Raw genomic sequence first — 16,537 nt, 5'->3', positions numbered from 1 at the left:
CACCGAACGCCATCAGCAGTGGCAGCGCGACTGGTCCTCCTGGCACAGCCCGAACGATCCGCACGTGGCCGCGCCGACCGGCTACGCCCGGCTGGATCCGACCCGGTGGGACCTCGACCGTCCGGTCCCGGTCGACGATCCGGCACCGTGGGAAGCCGGTCGACCCGACCCGGGCCGGCCGGCCGAGTGGGATCGGCGGCCGGACTGGGGCCAGCCGGCCGAGTGGGGCGGGCGGTCCGAGTGGGACGGGTCCGCGCCGGTCTCGGGCGGGCGGTCCGAGTGGGAGGTGTCCGCGCCGGTCTCGGGCGGACGGCCCGAGTGGGACGTGTCCGCGCCGGTGTCGGGCGGACGGCCCGGGTCGGATACCGCGCCGGTCCCGGGCGGGGCGACAGCCGGCTCCTCGGCGGGGGAGGAGGCCGACGAGCGGCCGACCGACGCCGTCACCGACGTCCGCGCCGAGGCGGTCGAGGACCGGCCCGCCGAGGAGGACGACCGTCCCCGGCCGGCGGCGGGCGGGGAGCGCCCGCAGGGCTGACCACAGCGGTGCGGCCCGGGTCCGCAGCCGCCTATGCTGGCCGGTGGAGATCCCGCCTCCGCCGGCCGGCCCGCCCCGACCCGGCCGCCGCGCCGGCCGGACCGCGCCGCCGTGGCGGTCCCGCCGCGCTTCCCGTCTCTACCTCGTCAGGAGCCCGTCCGACATGACGCAGTCCCCCGCCGTGCGCGCCGCCGGCCGGTCCGGTCCCGTCCGCATCGGCGAGCGAGCCGCCCGTACCCTCGTCACCGAGCTCGCCCGGATGAACGACCCGAAGGCCGCCCTGCTGGTCGGCGCGGCACCGCAGTCCGCGGTCCTGGCCGCGGCGATCGACGCGCTGCTGCCCGGCGACACCCTCACGCTGGTGCCCGCCGGGGCGACCAGCCCCGGGGCGCTGCGGGAGCACGTCAACGCCCAGGGCCGCTGGGTCGCCGACCGGGTCCGCGTGGTCGACACGCTCGCCGAGGCCGAGCCCGCCGCGGTGGTGATCGCCGGGGAGCCGTTCACGGGCACGGCCGACGAGACCCGGGGCGCCGTCGAGGGCCTGGCGAAGTACCTCGCCGACGGCGCGGTGCTCAGCGTGGCGACGACCGCCACGCCGGGGCGTACGGCGGGCGCCGCCGCCGAGCTGGACCGGCAGGGCGCGCTGTACGGCGTCGGCGCCGACCTGGTGCTGCGCAACACCCCGCCGCTGCGGGTCTACCGGCTCCGCTTCACCCCGGCCGACGCCGCCTCGGCGGCCCGGCTGGCCCCGGCGCACCGCCCGTCGAGCGTGCCGCTGACCCGCGGCATGCACATCGACTCCAACGGGGTGGCCGCCGCCGGCATCACGCTCGGCCTGGCCGCGCTGGCCCGGCTCGCCCGGCCGAAGTCGAAGCTCTGGCTGCTTCCCGCCGTGGCCGCCGCCCCGGTCGCCGCCTTCTTCCGGGACCCGGAGCGCGATGTGCCGGAGGACCCGTCGGCGGTGGTCGCCGCGGCGGACGGGCAGGTGCTGTCGGTGCAGCGACTGCACGACGAGCGCTTCGGCGAGGGCGAGTGGCTGCGGATCGCCGTGTTCCTGTCGGTGCTGGACGTGCACGTCAACCGCGCCCCGGTGGCCGGCAAGGTGGTCGACTACTTCGTCGCCGACGGCGGCTTCGCCAACGCGATGAAGCCGGCGGCGGAGCACAACGTGGCCGCGTACACGGTGCTGGACACCGCGCACGGCACGGTGGTGGTGGCGCAGCGCACCGGGCTGATCGCCCGGCGGATCGTGCAGCGGGCGCCGATCGGTGCGCTGCTGGCCCGGGGCGAGCGGTTCGGCCTGATCCGGTTCGGCTCGCGCACCGACGTCTACCTGCCGGCCGACGCCGCCGAGCCGCTGGTCGGGCCCGGCGACAAGGTGGTCGGCGGCTCGACCGTCATCGCCCGCTGGCGCTGAGCACACGAAAAGGGGCGCCGCGCGATCGCGCGGCGCCCCTTTCGCGTACGTGCGTCAGGCGGTGTGGCGCTGGCGGAGCCAGAGCACCGGGCCGCTGACCAGGTAGCCGACCACGATCAGGGCGAAGGTGAGCCGGATGTCGATCAGCGCGCCGATCACCGGGGCCAGCCACAGCCACGGCGGCAGCTTGACCAGGCGGGCCAGCTTCGCGTACGGGAAGCTGGAGACCATGGCGAAGGCGAGCAGCGCCACGCCGGCGACCTGGACCGTGCCCGGCACCGGCAGCCCGATGGCCACGGTCAGGGCCAGGACGGCGGCGGCCATCGTGGTGGGCACGCCGCAGAAGAACCGGCCGTCCTTCGGCGAGACGTTGAACCGGGCGAGCCGGATGGCCGCGCAGGCCGCGACGAGGGCGCACGCCACCGCCGCCGCCGGGGTGGAGACCGAACCGGCCAGCGAGGCGTAGACCACCACGGGTGCGGCCAGGCCGAACGAGCACATGTCGGCCAGCGAGTCCATCTGCGCGCCGAACGGGCTGGCCACGCCGAACCTGCGGGCGAGCGCGCCGTCGAGACCGTCGAAGACGACGCAGGCGATCAGGCAGAGCGCGGCGACCCGCACCTCGCCCCGCATGGCCAGGAAGATCGCCAGCATGCCGAGCATCAGGCTGCTGAGGGTGCACGCGTTGACCACCGCGAACTTCATCCGGCGGGCGAGCGTCCGCTCACCGGGGAGCAGCGGGATCGACATGGCCGGCTCGTCGACGGGGGCCGCGGGCGCGAGGGCGGGGCTGACCGGGACGATCGCCTCGACCTCGGCCCGCTGGAACCGGCTCGGGCCGTAACGGCGACGCGGCCGGTCGGCGTAGCGGTGCTCGGGCAGCGACAGGTCGCCGGCACCGCGCAGGTCGTCGTCGCGGCGACCCACCCGGACCAGCAGTACCTGCCGGGCGAACGTGCTGCTGCGGCGCAGCGGGCCCGCCCAGCGCCGCCCTGCGGGACGCGGACTGTCAGTGGTACGACGCCGGCGCCATGGGGCTCTCGGCACGTTTCCTCCATCACCGGATCGGCTGGCCGCCGCGAAGGCGGGTGTCCGGCTGTCTCGTGCCGGACCTTTCTGGCCCGGCAGCCGTTTTGCGGAGTACACCATCGCATAGGGGGGTGGGGATTGGCGATAGCTGCCGGCGGTACTCATATCTCCTGAAACCGCGCGAACCGCTCGCTTATTCCCATCCCGGGCTCCATCGCCCGTTTCCTCCACCAACCCCACATCGAATGTACCGGACGCTTCCACCACCGGCTCGGCGAGCGGGTGGCGGCTGCCCCGATGTCCGGTTACGGACCGTCGCGACGGGCCGGCTGTGACCGTGTGGCGATGCCACTGCTCAACCCCTGTCGAGCCGCCCTCATGGATGGGGCAGGAGGGAAAGGCCAAGGGCGCCGTGGTCGGGGGCTATGGGGCCGGGGTCAGCGGGGCGGCGGGTGGTCAGCGGGGCGGGCGGTTTAGCGCCAGGGCGGCGATCTCCGTGAGCGGGAGGCCGGCGAGGCGCTCCGGGGTGAACCAGTCGGCCCGGGCGGTGGAGCCCCCGGCCAGCTCGGTCACCCGCGGCTCGGTCGGCGCGTCGACCGCCACCCGGTAGACCACCCGGATGCCGTGCCAGTCCAGCGGGCGCCCCTCCGGCCCCCGGGCGGCCGGGTTGTGCAGGTTGTCCACGCCGACCAGCTCGACCACCCGCCCGAGCTGGCCCGACTCCTCGACCAGCTCGCGCAGCAGCGCGGCCTCCGGCTGTTCGCCGTGGTCCGTGCCCCCGCCGGGCAGGTGCCACCGGCCGGCGCCGGGATAGCCGTCGGCGATCATGGCGAGCAGCACCCGCCCGGCCGGGTCGGTCACGAGCCCGTACGCCCCGAAGCGCTGCCGCCGGTCGGGGTGCGGCGGGTCGGCCTGCTCGCGGGGCAGCGACCGGGGCAGGCCCGCCGGCAGGGGCACGACGGGGACCCCGAGCAGCTCGGCGGTGAACGGCATCAGCGGCACCGCCGCCGCCTCGTCCAGGGTGAACCAGGCCGCCTCGTCGGTGCCGCCGGACCGCTCCGGACGCGGTTCGCCGCCGCGCGCCGTCACGTCGAAGACGACGCGGTCGGTGTGCACCGCCACGGCGGCGTCGCGGAACGTGGTCACGTCGGCGAGCACGGCCCGCAGGCCGGTCACCTCGATGGCGAGCCCCGTCTCCTCGGCGAACTCGCGGACCACGGCGTGCGCGGGATCCTCCGCGTGCTCCAGCCCGCCGCCGGGCAGCTGCCAGACCCCCGGGTACGGGCACGAGGCCGAGCCCCGGGCCAGCAGCACCCGCCCGCCCGGGCCCCGACACACCCCGTACGCCCCGACCCGCCGCCGTCGCTCCACCCGCCGCACTCCCCCGCCCGCGCCGACCCGCTCACGTCGATCATGAGGTTAGCGGCAGCCGGCGCGGCGTGCCGGCCGGTCAACTTCCTGATCACGCGGGGTGGGTCACGCCAGGCGGGCGGCCTGGACGGCCTCCGCCGTCACCTCGGTCAGCCGGTCGACGGGGAGAGCGCCCAGCTCGTCCCGGCCGAACCAGCGGGCCTCGCAGGTGGAGCCGCCGACGTCGGCGACGGTGGGCGGGGCGGGCTTGTCGACCACGACCCGGTAGAAGGCGCGGACGCCGTGCCAGTCGATCGGGTAGCCCTCCGGGCCCAGGGACGCCGCGTCCCGGTGGCTGGCCACGCCGAGCAGCTCGACGAGGCGGCCGGTCTGCCCGGTCTCCTCGACCAGCTCGCGGATCAGGGCCGCCCCCGGCTGCTCGCCGTAGTCGGTGCCGCCGCCCGGGAGGTGCCAGCAGCCCGCGCCCGGGTAGCCGTCGGAGACCCGGGTGAGCAGCACCCGCCCGGCCGGATCGGTCACCACCGCGTACGCGGCGAAGCGCTGGGCCCGGTGCAGCCCGTCGGGGCCGGGGACGGCGTAGAACGAGGGAAACTCCGGCGGCTCGTCCGGGACGATGTCGGCGGACGAGGCGGGCAGCCCGAGGGCGCGCGCGGTGAACGACCGCAGCGGCAGCTCCCGCGCCTCCTCGGGGGTGAACCAGCGGGCCAGGTCGGTCGGCCGGTCGACGCGGTCGGTGAGCGTCCCGCCCCGGACGGAGACGTGGTAGACGAGGCGGTCGGTGTGGATGGTGATGCCCCGGTCCGGCAGCGCCCGCATGTCGGCCAGCACGTCGTGCAGGCCGTCGACGGTCACGGAGAGGCCGGTCTCGGCGGCCGTCTCGCGGACGACGGTGTGGTGCGGGTCCTCACCGTGATCGACCGCCCCGCCGGGCAGCGACCACGTGCCGGGGGTGCCGGAGCGCTCCGATGCGCGGACCAGCAACACTCGGCCGACTGAATCAGCACAAACTGCGTATGCCGCGATTTTGCGGAGCGGCTCCAGCATGGTGGTCACGGGGCCAAATTCTCCCCGGCCCGGGTTACCTGCATCGAAAAGAGTCAGATTCCTGACTCAAGTATCGCGACTCAGGGGCAGGTCAGGGTAAGGCTCCGGGCGGTCACCGAGGCCGGCCGGGCCGCCGGCGCGGATGGTGGAGGCATGACTTCCACCGCCCCTTCCCAGCCCCCGTACAAGCAACTCCGCCGCCCCGTCACGGACCGGATGGTCGCCGGTGTGGCCAGCGGCCTCGGCCGCTACTTCGCCGTCGACCCCACGCTCGTCCGGGTGGTCTTCGCGGTCACCGGCCTGCTCACGGGCGGGCTCGCGCTGCTCGCGTACCCGATCATGTGGTTCCTGATGCCCGAGGAGCCGGCGGACGCCCCCGCCTGGCCGCACCCGGCGCCGGCCGCGCCGCCGACGGCGACGCAGCCGACGGTCGCGCAGCCCACGCCGCCGGCCTACCCGCCGGCGGCGTGAGGGCCGGTCGTCACTCCCACTCGATGGTGCCCGGCGGCTTGCTCGTCACGTCCAGCACCACCCGGTTGACCTCGGCGACCTCGTTGGTGATCCGGGTGGAGATCCGGGCCACCACCTCGTAGGGCAGCCGGGACCAGTCGGCGGTCATCGCGTCCTCGCTGGAGACCGGCCGCAGCACCACGGGGTGCCCGTAGCTGCGGCCGTCGCCCTGGACCCCGACGCTGCGCACGTCGGCCAGGAGCACCACCGGGAACTGCCAGACGCCCCGGTCCAGGCCGGCGGCGGTGAGCTCCTCCCGGGCGATCAGGTCGGCCTGACGAAGCAGGTCGAGGCGCTCCCGGTCGACCGCGCCGATGATCCGGATGGCCAGACCGGGGCCCGGGAACGGGTGCCGCCAGACCATCGCCTCGGGCAGGCCGAGCTGGAGGCCGAGCGTGCGGACCTCGTCCTTGAACAGCGTGCGCAGCGGCTCGACCAGGGCGAACTTCAGGTCCTCCGGCAGGCCGCCGACGTTGTGGTGGCTCTTGATGTTGGCGGTGCCGGTGCCGCCGCCGGACTCGACCACGTCCGGGTAGAGGGTGCCCTGCACCAGGAACTCGACGTCGCCGTGCGCGGCGATCTCCCGCGCGGCGGCCTCGAAGACCCGGATGAACTCACGGCCGATGATCTTCCGCTTCTGCTCCGGGTCGGTCACCCCGGCCAGCGCGCCCAGGAACCGCTCCTGCGCGTCGACCACCTTGAGCTTGATGCCGGTGGCGGCGACGTAGTCCTTCTCCACCTGCTCGGCCTCGCCGGCCCGCAGCAGGCCGTGGTCGACGAAGACGCAGGTGAGCTGGTCGCCGACCGCCCGGTGCACCAGCGCGGCGGCGACGGCCGAGTCGACCCCGCCGCTCAGGCCGCAGATGACCTCCTTGTCGCCGACCTGCTCGCGGATCCGGGCGACCTGCTCGTCGATGATGTTCTCGGGCGTCCAGGTCGGCTCGATGCCCGCGATGTCGTAGAGGAAGCGGCGCAGCATCTCCTGGCCGTGCGCGGTGTGCCCGACCTCCGGGTGGAACTGCACGCCGGCCCGCCGGCCGGTCAGGTCCTCGAACGCGGCGACCGGCGCGCCCGCCGACTCGGCGGTGACCGTAAAGCCCGCCGGGGCCTCGGTCACGCAGTCGCCGTGGCTCATCCACACCGGCAGGTCGGCCGGCAGGTCGCGGAGCAGCACGCCGGGTTCGAGCAGGCGGGGGCGCAGCGGGGTGCCGCCGTACTCGCGGTTGCCGGTGCGCGCCACCGTGCCGCCGAGCGCCTGGGCCATCGCCTGGAAGCCGTAGCAGATGCCGAAGACCGGCACCCCCGAGTCGAACATGCCGGCGTCGATCTGCGGGGCGTCCGGCGCGTAGACGCTGGACGGACCGCCGGAGAGGATGATGGCGGCCGGGTCCTTTGCCAGCATCTCGGCGACCGGCATCGAGTGCGGCACGATCTCCGAGTAGACGTTGGCCTCGCGCACCCGGCGCGCGATGAGCTGGGCGTACTGGGCTCCGAAGTCCACCACGAGGACGGGGCGAGGCGTGCTCATGTGCAGAAAGCCTACCGACCGTCACCCCCGCTCCCCCCACGCCCCGCCACACTCGCCCCGCCCTCGCCCTCACCCGCGCGCGATCTTGCACTTCCTGCCCCGACAAACCACGCGAAAGGCGCATATCGAGGGCCGAAAGTGCAAGATCGACGGCGAGGGTGGGGGCGCGGGGGGGGTGGGGAGGGGGGTTAGGGGTGGAGGGCGGCGGGGGCGGTGGGGGGGACTGCGGGGTGGTGGGGTGGGATCGGGTCCAGGCGGCGGTAGGGGGAGCCCAGCGGGGGTCTGGGGTCCTCGTCGCCCTTGTTGGGCCAGAAGGACATCGCGCGTTCCGCCTGGGCGGTGATGGTGAGCGACGGATTGACCCCGAGGTTCGCCGAGACCGCCGCGCCGTCGACCACGTGCAGCCCGGGGTGACCGTGGACGCGGTGCCACGGGTCGATCACGCCCTCGGCCGGGGTGACGCCGATGACCGCCCCGCCGAGGATGTGCGCGGTCACCGGGATGTCGAACGGCTCGGTCAGCGCGCCGCCGGGCGTACCGCCGATCTCCTCGGCGAGCAGCCGGACCGCCTGGTTGCCCGCCGGGATCCAGGTCGGGTTGGGCGCGCCGTGCCCCGGCCCGGAGACCAGGCGCCGGCCGAGCGGGCCACGCCGGAGCCGGGTCGTCAGCGAGTTGTCCACCGACTGCATGACCAGGGCGATCACCGTACGCTCCGACCAGCCGCGCACCGAGAGCATCCGCGCCGCCAGCCCGGGCTGGCGCAGCAGCGCGCCCAGCCAGCGGCGCACCCGGCGCGGCCCGCCGTCGACCAGCAGCGACTGGAGCAGGCCCATCGCGTTGGAGCCCCGCCCGTAGCGGACCGGCTCGATGTGGGTCTGCGGGTCGGGGTGGAACGAGCTGGTGATCGCCACCCCCTCGGTGAGGTCGAGCCCCTCGGCGCGGGCCCGCCGCCGGGGCACCGAGGCGCCGAGGATCGCCTCCGAGTTGGTCCGGGTCAGCTCGCCCAGGCGGGGCGAGAGCGCGGGCAGCGCGCCCGTCGCCTTCATCTCGTGCAGCAGCCGCTGGGTGCCGAGCGCGCCGGCCGCGAAGACCACCTGATCGGCGTGGACCACCTGGCGTCGGCGGCGCAGCCAGGCGCCGGTACGCACGGTGTGCACCTCGTACCCGCCGCCCTCGGCGGGGCGCACGGCGGTCACCGTGGTCAGCGGGTGCACCACCGCGCCGAGCCGCTCGGCCAGCCACAGGTAGTTCTTGACCAGCGTGTTCTTCGCGCCGTGCCGGCAGCCCGTCATGCAGCCGCCGCAGTGCGTGCAGCCCGTACGCTCCGGGCCGGCGCCGCCGAAGTACGGGTCGGCGACCCGCCGGCCGGGCATCCCGATGTGCACGCCCACCGGGGTGGAGTGGAAGGTGTGCCCGACCCCCATCCGCTCGGCGACCGCCCGCATCGCCCGGTCCGCCCGGGTCGCGACCGGGTACGTGGTGACGCCGAGCATCCGCTTGGCCTGGTCGTAGTGGCGGGCCAGCTCGGCACGCCAGTCGGTGACGTCCCGCCACTGCGGGTCGGCGTAGAAGGCGTCCAGCGGCTCGTAGAGCGTGTTCGCGTAGACCAGCGAGCCGCCACCCACCCCGGCCCCGGAGAGCACCAGCACGCCGCCGCCGGCCCGCCGGTCGGCCGCCCGGAGCAGGGTGAGCCGCTGGAGCCCGTAGCAGCCGAGGCGGGGCGCCCAGAGGAACCGGCGCAGCCGCCAGGAGGTCTCGGGGAACTCGTCGTCGGCGAAGCGCCGGCCCGCCTCCAGCACCCCGACCGAGTAGCCCTTCTCGGCCAGCCGGAGCGCCGTGACGCTGCCGCCGAAGCCGGACCCGATGACGACCACGTCGTACCGCATGCACGCATCATTACCGGTCGGTAGCCATCGCGCCAGCACGGGTTTCGCGCGATCATGCTCCGGTCCGTCGATCCGGGCGCGCCCACCCGAACCCGGGCCCGGCGTCCGAACGTTGTCTCACACGGGGGTGTCGCCATGGCTCAGGGGACAGGAGCGCAACGCCCGAGGTGGGTGCTGGGGCTGGTCGCCCTCGCGGTGGTGGCGCTGGTCGCCGTCGGCGCGCTGGTGGTCACCCGGCTCGTCGGCGACGACGGGCCACGGCGGCCCGGCCCGACCGCCGCCACCGGCACGCCCGGCCCGAGCGCCACCCCCAGCCCCAGTCCGAGCCCCACGACGCCGCCGGGCGCCGGCATCACCGGCCCGCTCAACCTCCTGCTGGTCGGCGTGGACACCCGGGTCAGCGTGCCCGGCTGGGAGCCGCACGGCGACGCCGTGCTGGTGGTCCACGTGCCGAAGGGCCTCGACCGGGCGTACCTCTTCTCCCTCCCCCGCGACCTGCTGGTCGACATCCCGGCCTTCCCCAAGGCCGGCTACCGCGGCGGCAGGACCAAGCTCACCCACGCGATGAGCTACGGCAGCCGGGTGCCCGGCAAGCCCAAGCAGCCGAGCACCGCCCAGGGGTACGAGCTGCTGCGCAGCACGGTCAGCGGTTACACCGGGCTGCGCATCGACGCCGGCGCGGTGCTCACCTTCAACGGCTTCGACAAGCTCGTGGACCAGCTCGGCGGGGTGGACCTCTACGTCGACCAGCGGGTCGTCTCGCTGCACCGCCGCCCCGACGGCCGGCACCGGGAGCCCGCGCCGGGCGGCGGGGGCTACGTCGGGCCGCAGATGGTGTACGAGAAGGGCGAGCGGCACCTCACCGGCTGGCAGGCGCTGGACTACGCCCGCCAGCGCTACATCACCGGCGGCGACTACGCCCGGCAGCGCCACCAGCAGCAGCTCGTCAAGGCGCTGGTGACCAAGATCCTCGACGAGGACCTGGCCCGGCAGCCGGAGCGCGTCCAGCAGGTCGCCGACGCCCTCGGCGACACGCTGGTCTACGCCGGCGGGCCGCGGATCGTCGACGTCGCGTACGCCCTCGGCGGGCTCTCGCCGGACCGGTTCGTGCTGGTGGGCCTGCCCGGCGAGGGGGTGGGCAAGGGCAGCGCCTACCGGGGCGAGCAGCTCGAACCGACCGGCCGGAAGTTCCTCACCGAGCTGCGCGCCGGCCGGGCGGACGCGTACCTCGCCGCCCACCCGGAGCTGCGCGTCAAGGGCTGACCGCGGTCACCGGCGCTCGGGCCGGGCGGGGCGCTCGGTGCCGCGCAGCCAGGCGTCGAAGAGGTCGTCGAGCTGCTTGCCCGAGATCCGCTCGGCCAGCGCGACGAACTCGGTCGTGGTGGCGTTGGCGTCGCGCTTCTGCGCCGCCCACGTCTTCAGGATCTCGAAGAACTTCTTGTCGCCCACGGCCACCCGCAGCGCGTGCACGGTCATTCCGCCCCGCTGGTAGACCGACTCGCTGAACAGGTTCGCCACCCCCGGATCGCCAGGCGGGGTCCGCCACACCTGCCCGGACGAGCCCGCGTACCGGGCGTCGAACGCCTGCTGGGCCGTGCGCCCGCCGTCGTGCTCGGCCCAGAGCCACTCGGCGTACGTGGCCAGCCCCTCGTTGAGCCAGATGTCCTGCCAGCGGGCCAGCGACACACTGTTGCCGAACCACTGGTGGGCCAGCTCGTGGGCGACGACCCCGGTGTTGTCGCCGCCGGAGAAGAAGGCCGCCGAGTAGACCGGCCGGCTCTGCGTCTCCAGCGCGTACCGGATCCGGGCGTCGGAGATGACCACGCCGCCGTACGACCCGAACGGGTACGGCCCGAAGACGGTCTCCAGGTAGTCGGCCACCTCGACCGTGTCGGCGATCGACCGGTCCGCCGCGCCCTCGGGCAGGCCGGTGGTGACCGCGTGGAACACCGGCCGTCCCTTGTGCTCGCCCTCGGTGATCCGGAACCTCCCGATGACCACGGTGCTGAGGTAGCTCGCCATCGGGTCGCGCTCGGACCACTTCCAGGTGGTCCAGTCGCCGGCCGTGCTCCGCCCCGCCGGCACGCCGTTGCTGACCGCCGTCAGTCCCTTCGGGACGGTGATCTCGAAGTCGTAGGTGGCCTTGTCCGACGGGTGGTCGTTGACGGGGAACCAGGTGCTCGCCGACTCGGGCTGGCCGAGGGCGATCGCGCCGTCGTCGGTGTGCAGGAAGCCGCCGACGCCGAGGGTCTCGTTGCGCAGCGGCTCCGGCACGCCCTCGTACGCGACCTCGGCGACGAAGCCGTTGCCCGCGATCAGGCCGGTGGCCGGCGTGACCACCAGTTCGTCGTCCTTGCGGCTGTGCCTGGCCGGGGCGCCGTCCACGGTCACCGACCGGACGGTCAGGCCGGCCAGGTCCAGGTTGAACGAGGACAGGTCGGCGGTCGCGGCCGCCTGCACGGTGGTGGTGCCGGTGAGCCGGTCCTTCTCCGGGTCGTAGCGGACCTTGATCGCGTAGCGGCTGACGTCGTACCCCCCGTTGCCGTAGGTCGGGAAGTATCCGTCGCCGGCGCCGGCCGCCCCGGGCTTGAACTGGCGGCCCGCGCCCGGCGACGCGGCGGTGGCGGTGGCGGTGGCCCGCTCCGGGGCCGGCTCGTCGGCCGACCCGCACCCGGTCAGCCCGAGCGTCCCGCCGAGCAGCAGGCCGGTGCCCGCGCGCAGAACCCGCCGCGACAGCGTCATCGCCTCGTCCCCTCCCCTGCCTAGCCGGCCGTCCGCGCGGCGGGCCGCCGCCCGTGCCGCGCCCGCCGGACCCCGCCCGCCGCCGGACGACGGCGCCGGGTCGTGCCCCCGGCCGGTCCGCGGCAGCCTACCGAGTGCGCCCCGGAGCCGGCGGCAGGGCGGTCCGGGCGCGGGCGCGTCAGGGCAGGGCGGGCGCGGTGCGGCCGGCGAGCCAGGCGTCGAAGAGCGGGCGCAGGGACCGCCCCGAGACCCGTTCGGCGAGCACGACCAGGTCCTCGGTGGTGGCGTTGCCGTCCCGCCGCTCGGCCGTCCAGGTGCGCAGGACGCGGAAGAACGCGTCGTCGCCGACCGTGCGGCGCAGCGCGTGCACGGTGAGCGCCCCGCGCTTGTAGACGGCCGTGCCGAACAACCCCGACCGGCCGGGGTCGACGACCGGGCGGGACCAGTCGGTGGCGGCGTACTCCAGCTCGAAGTTGCGCTGGGCGGTGCGGCCGCCGTCGTGCTCCTCCCACAGCCACTCCGCGTAGCTGGCGAAGCCCTCGTTGAGCCAGATGTCGCGCCACCGGCTCAGCGCCACGCTGTTGCCGAACCACTGGTGCGCCAGCTCGTGCGCGACCACGCCGGGGTTGGGGCGTCCACCGCGGAAGAAGCCCGGCCCGTAGACCGGTCGGGACTGGGTCTCCAGCGCGTAGCCGACCCGGGCGTCGGTGACCACGATCCCGCCGTACGAGTCGAACGGGTACGGCCCGAACCGGCCGGCCAGGAAGTCGGCGATCTCGCCGGTGCGGGCCAGCGAGGCGGCCTCCGGCCCGTCCGCCGGCAGGCTCGCCGGCACCGCCGTGACGATCGGCCGGCCGGCGTGCGTGCCGGTCCGCACCCGGTAGTCGCCGATGACCAGGGTCGTCAGGTAGCTCGCCATCGGCGCCCGCTCGGCCCACCGCCAGGTCGTCCAGCCGTCGGCGCTCGTCCGCTCCCCCGGCACCCCGTTGCTCAGCGCGGCCAGCCCCGCCGGGACGGTCACCTCGATGTCGTACGTGGCCTTGTCGGACGGGTGGTCGTTGACCGGGAACCAGGTGGCCGCCGACCACGGCTGCCCGAGCGCGATCGCGCCGTCGTCGGTGTGCAGGAAGCCGCCGCTGCCGAGCTGCCCGTCGGCCCGCGCCGACGGCACGCCCGAGTAGTCCACCTCGACGGCGAACCGGGCGCCCCGGGCGAGGCCGTCGCGCGGGGTGACCACCAGCTCGTCGCCGTCGCGGGCGGACCGGGCCGGCGCGCCGTCGACGCTGACCCGCGACACGTCCAGCCCGGCGAGGTCCAGGTTGAACCGGGACAGCGGCGCGGTGGCGGTGGCGGTGACGACGGCCCGGCCGGTCAGCCGGTCGCCGGGCGGGTCGTAGCGGACGGCGAGGCGGTAGTTGTCCACGTCGTAGCCGCCGTTGCCGGCCCCAGGCACGTACGGGTCGGCGAGGTCGGCCGCCCCCGGCCGGAACTCGCCCCGCTCGCCGCCGCCGGTGCAGGAGGTGAACGTCAGCGCCGCGACGAGGGCGACGGCGAGCCTGGGGCGGATCCGACGGCGGGTACGACGCACCGGCCGAGCCTATCGGCGCGGCCGGTGCGGGTGGTGCCGCTTGCGCAGGTCAGCGGTCGAGGACCAGGCCGACCTTCTGGAACTCCTTCAGGTCGCGGTAGCCGCACTTGGCCATCGCGCGGCGCAGCCCGCCGAAGAGGTTGAGCTGGCCGTCCGGCTCGTCGGCCGGGCCGAAGAGGAGCTGCTCCATCGAGCCGAGCGGCTCGCCGGCCGCCTCGAACGCGCCGCGCGGCAGCGACGGGTGGCTGGCGGCGGAGTGCCACCAGGCACCGCCGGCCGGCGCCTCCGCGCAGAGCGACAGCGGCTCGCCGAGCATCACCGCGTCCGCGCCGCAGCCGAGGGCCTTCGCGATGTCGCCGGAGGTCTCGATGTCGCCGTCGGCGATCAGGTGCACGTACCGGCCGCCGGTCTCGTCGAGGTAGTCCCGGCGGGCCGCCGCCGCGTCGGCGATCGCGGTCGCCATCGGCACCCGGATGCCGAGCACCGAGTCGGTGGTGGACCACTCGTCGCCGCCGATGCCGACGATCACGCCCGCCGCGCCGGTGCGCATCAGGTGCAGCGCCGTCTTGTAGTCGGTGCAGCCGCCGACGACGACCGGGAGGTCGAGGTCGGCGATGAACTCCTTGAGGTTGAGCGGCTCCTCGGTGGTCGAGACGTGCTCGGCCGAGACGATGGTGCCCTGGATGACCAGGATGTCCACGCCGGCGTCGAGGATCACCGGGGCCAGCGCCAGGGTGTGCTGCGGGCTGACCCGCACCGCCACCGTCCCGCCGCCGGCCCGCAGCTCGCGGACCCGCTCGGCGATCAGGTCGGGACGGATCGGCTCCGCGTAGACCTCCTGGAGCCGCTTGGTGGTGCGGGCGTCCTCGTCGAGCGCGGCCAGCTCCTCCAGGACCTTGGCCGGGTTCTCGTAGCGGGTCCAGAGGCCCTCGACGTTGAGCACGCCGAGGCCGCCGAGCTGGCCGAGCCGGACGGCGGACGCGGGGCTCATCGTCGCGTCCGAGGGGTGCCCGACGCAGGGGATGCCGAACTGGTAGGCGTCGAGCTGCCAGGCGGTGGAGACGTCGTCGACGTCCCTGGTCCGGCGGCTCGGCACGATGGCGATGTCGTCCAGGTGGTAGCCGCGCTGCGCGGTCTTGCCCAGCCCGATCTCGACCACGTCACGCATGGGGGACTCCAGGTGGTTGGGGGTGGTGGGTCAGCGGGAGTGGTAGTTGGGCGCCTCGACGGTCATCTGGATGTCGTGCGGGTGGCTCTCCTTGAGCCCGGCCGCGGTGATCCGGATGAGCTGGCCCCGGCGGTGCAGCTCGGGGATGCTCTCCGCGCCGACGTACCCCATCGCGGCGCGCAGCCCGCCGATGAGCTGGTGGGCGACCGCGGACAGCGGCCCGCGGTAGGGCACCTGACCCTCGACGCCCTCGGGGACCAGCTTGTCCTCGGCGAGCACGTCCTGCTGGAAGTAGCGGTCCTTGGAGTAGGACTTGGCCTGCCCCCGGGACTGCATCGCGCCGAGCGAACCCATGCCCCGGTAGGCCTTGTACTGCTTGCCGTTGATGAAGATCAGCTCGCCGGGGCTCTCCTCGCAGCCGGCCAGCAGGCTGCCGAGCATCACCGTGTCGGCGCCGGCGACCAGCGCCTTGGCGATGTCGCCCGAGTATTGGATGCCGCCGTCGCCGATCACCGGGACGCCGGCCGGCCGCGCGGCCCGCGCGGCCTCCATGATCGCGGTGATCTGCGGTACGCCCACCCCGGCCACGATCCGGGTGGTGCAGATCGCCCCCGGGCCGACGCCGACCTTCACGCCGTCGGCGCCCGCCTCGACCAGCGCCCGCGCGCCGGCGTAGGTGGCGACGTTGCCGCCGACGATGTCGATCGTCACGTCCTTCTTGAGCTGGCGGACCATGTCCAGCACGGCCCGCTGGTGGCCGTGCGCGGTGTCCACGATCAGCACGTCGACGCCCGCGTCGACAAGCGTCCTGGCCCGCTTGTACGCGTCGTCGCCCACCCCGACGGCGGCGGCGACCCGCAGCCGGCCGGCGTCGTCCTTGGTCGCGTTCGGGTACTGCTCGCTCTTGGTGAAGTCCTTGACGGTGATCAGCCCGCGCAGCTTGCCCGACCCGTCGACGATCGGCAGCTTCTCGACCTTGTGCTGGCGCAGCAGGCCGAGGGCGTCGTCCTTGCTGACCCCGACCGGGGCGGTGACCAGCGGGGTGCGGGTCATGATCTGGTGGACCGGGGTGGCCGGGTCGGAGACGAAGCGCATGTCGCGGTTGGTGACGATGCCGACCAACTGGCCCTCGCCGTCCACCACCGGCACTCCGGAGATGCGGTAGCGCCCGCAGAGCGCGTCGACGTCGCGCAGCGTGTCGTCGGGGCTGGCGGTCACCGGGTTGGTGATCATGCCGGACTCGGAGCGCTTCACCAGGTCGACCTGGAGCGCCTGGTCCTCCAGGGAGAGGTTGCGGTGCAGCACGCCGATGCCGCCCTGACGGGCCATCGCGATGGCCATCCGCCCCTCGGTCACCGTGTCCATGGCGCTGGACAGCAGCGGGATGCTCAGGTTGATGTTGCGGGTCAGCTTCGTCACCGTGTTGACCCGGCTGGGCACCACGTCCGACTCGCCCGGCTGGAGCAGCACGTCGTCGAAGGTCAGGCCGAGCGGGACCACCCGGGCCGAGCCGGCGGGCAGCTCCGGCAGGTGGCCGCCCACCTCGCCGTTGTCGGCGCCGGCCGGAAGATCGGTGCTGGGCGAAAATTCCACGATTGCTCCCCTGAGCTGCTCGGACGGGCTTCAGCGAGGTGGCGCGCGCGGGCACGGGCGCGCGCCGGGTGACGGCGCGTCGTCCCATCGTACCCACCGGCCTGGGCCGTCCCCGCCGGTGGCGGC

General features: G+C 74.8%; 13 protein-coding genes. 4 read left to right on the top strand and 9 right to left on the bottom strand.

The genetic code is table 11. From position 1 onward, the window contains the following. Both ACWENR_RS11475 and ACWENR_RS11470 read left to right on the top strand, forming a co-directional pair. The coding region (locus tag ACWENR_RS11475; RefSeq protein WP_452276914.1) for a hypothetical protein at window positions 1–535 on the top strand (535 nt) is incomplete at its 5' end. A gap of 163 nt (window positions 536–698) precedes the next feature. Further along, window positions 699–1,952, top strand: coding sequence for a phosphatidylserine decarboxylase (locus tag ACWENR_RS11470; RefSeq protein WP_452276913.1), 1,254 nt, complete (start codon window positions 699–701; stop codon window positions 1,950–1,952). A 54-nt stretch (window positions 1,953–2,006) separates the two neighbouring features. On the opposite strand, the gene ACWENR_RS11465 is transcribed toward ACWENR_RS11470, so the two are convergent. The 3 genes from ACWENR_RS11465 to ACWENR_RS11455 form a co-directional block, all read right to left on the bottom strand. Continuing rightward, window positions 2,007–2,924 carry a CDP-alcohol phosphatidyltransferase family protein gene (locus ACWENR_RS11465; protein ID WP_452276916.1) on the bottom strand — a complete coding sequence of 306 codons (918 nt, stop codon included), beginning with the start codon at window positions 2,922–2,924 and terminating at the stop codon, window positions 2,007–2,009. 513 nt (window positions 2,925–3,437) lie between these two features. Beyond that, window positions 3,438–4,352, bottom strand: coding sequence for an NUDIX hydrolase (locus ACWENR_RS11460; protein ID WP_452276912.1), 915 nt, complete (start codon window positions 4,350–4,352; stop codon window positions 3,438–3,440). Between the two features lie 105 nt (window positions 4,353–4,457). Continuing rightward, entirely contained in the window at window positions 4,458–5,405 is a 948-nt protein-coding gene (locus ACWENR_RS11455) for an NUDIX domain-containing protein (protein ID WP_452276911.1), read from the bottom strand. A gap of 144 nt (window positions 5,406–5,549) precedes the next feature. Between ACWENR_RS11455 and ACWENR_RS11450 the strand changes: the two genes are divergently transcribed. Beyond that, the gene (locus ACWENR_RS11450) at window positions 5,550–5,867 is read left to right on the top strand and encodes a PspC domain-containing protein (protein WP_452276910.1); all 318 of its coding nucleotides are present in this window, start codon (window positions 5,550–5,552) and stop codon (window positions 5,865–5,867) included. A gap of 10 nt (window positions 5,868–5,877) precedes the next feature. Here ACWENR_RS11450 and guaA read toward each other — a convergent pair whose 3' ends face one another. Together guaA and ACWENR_RS11440 are read right to left on the bottom strand one after the other, a co-directional pair. Beyond that, the gene (guaA, locus tag ACWENR_RS11445) at window positions 5,878–7,434 is read right to left on the bottom strand and encodes a glutamine-hydrolyzing GMP synthase (RefSeq protein ID WP_452276909.1); all 1,557 of its coding nucleotides are present in this window, start codon (window positions 7,432–7,434) and stop codon (window positions 5,878–5,880) included. A gap of 188 nt (window positions 7,435–7,622) precedes the next feature. Continuing rightward, window positions 7,623–9,320 (bottom strand): FAD-dependent oxidoreductase, encoded by a 1,698-nt coding sequence (locus ACWENR_RS11440; protein WP_452276908.1) that lies wholly within the window; start codon window positions 9,318–9,320, stop codon window positions 7,623–7,625. A gap of 135 nt (window positions 9,321–9,455) precedes the next feature. Between ACWENR_RS11440 and ACWENR_RS11435 the strand changes: the two genes are divergently transcribed. Beyond that, on the top strand, window positions 9,456–10,583 hold the full coding sequence (locus ACWENR_RS11435; protein WP_452276907.1) for an LCP family protein: 1,128 nt from the start codon (window positions 9,456–9,458) through the stop codon (window positions 10,581–10,583). A 6-nt stretch (window positions 10,584–10,589) separates the two neighbouring features. On the opposite strand, the gene ACWENR_RS11430 is transcribed toward ACWENR_RS11435, so the two are convergent. From ACWENR_RS11430 to guaB, 4 genes are all read right to left on the bottom strand, one after another. Then, window positions 10,590–12,062 (bottom strand): M1 family metallopeptidase, encoded by a 1,473-nt coding sequence (locus tag ACWENR_RS11430; protein ID WP_452276906.1) that lies wholly within the window; start codon window positions 12,060–12,062, stop codon window positions 10,590–10,592. Between the two features lie 178 nt (window positions 12,063–12,240). After that, complete coding sequence (locus ACWENR_RS11425) at window positions 12,241–13,650, bottom strand: M1 family metallopeptidase (RefSeq protein ID WP_452276905.1); 1,410 nt, start codon at window positions 13,648–13,650, stop codon at window positions 12,241–12,243. A gap of 49 nt (window positions 13,651–13,699) precedes the next feature. Continuing rightward, on the bottom strand, window positions 13,700–14,818 hold the full coding sequence (locus ACWENR_RS11420) for a GuaB3 family IMP dehydrogenase-related protein (RefSeq protein WP_452276904.1): 1,119 nt from the start codon (window positions 14,816–14,818) through the stop codon (window positions 13,700–13,702). A 30-nt stretch (window positions 14,819–14,848) separates the two neighbouring features. Beyond that, window positions 14,849–16,411, bottom strand: a complete 1,563-nt coding sequence (guaB, locus tag ACWENR_RS11415; RefSeq protein WP_452276903.1) for an IMP dehydrogenase — start codon at window positions 16,409–16,411, stop codon at window positions 14,849–14,851. Window positions 16,412–16,537 lie beyond the last annotated feature (126 nt).

The sequence above is a fragment of the Micromonospora sp. NPDC004336 genome, assembly GCF_053602615.1.
This window is presented reverse-complemented; position numbering and strand designations above follow the sequence as displayed.

Bases quoted from the DNA above. Each gene is read 5' to 3' on its own strand.
- ACWENR_RS11470 (WP_452276913.1), top strand. From the start codon at position 699: ATGACGCAGTCCCCCGCCGTGCGCGCCGCCGGCCGGTCCGGTCCCGTC.
- ACWENR_RS11450 (WP_452276910.1), top strand. From the start codon at position 5,550: ATGACTTCCACCGCCCCTTCCCAGCCCCCGTACAAGCAACTCCGCCGC.
- guaA (WP_452276909.1), bottom strand. From the start codon at position 7,434: ATGAGCACGCCTCGCCCCGTCCTCGTGGTGGACTTCGGAGCCCAGTAC.
- ACWENR_RS11440 (WP_452276908.1), bottom strand. From the start codon at position 9,320: ATGCGGTACGACGTGGTCGTCATCGGGTCCGGCTTCGGCGGCAGCGTC.
- ACWENR_RS11435 (WP_452276907.1), top strand. From the start codon at position 9,456: ATGGCTCAGGGGACAGGAGCGCAACGCCCGAGGTGGGTGCTGGGGCTG.
- ACWENR_RS11430 (WP_452276906.1), bottom strand. From the start codon at position 12,062: ATGACGCTGTCGCGGCGGGTTCTGCGCGCGGGCACCGGCCTGCTGCTC.
- ACWENR_RS11420 (WP_452276904.1), bottom strand. From the start codon at position 14,818: ATGCGTGACGTGGTCGAGATCGGGCTGGGCAAGACCGCGCAGCGCGGC.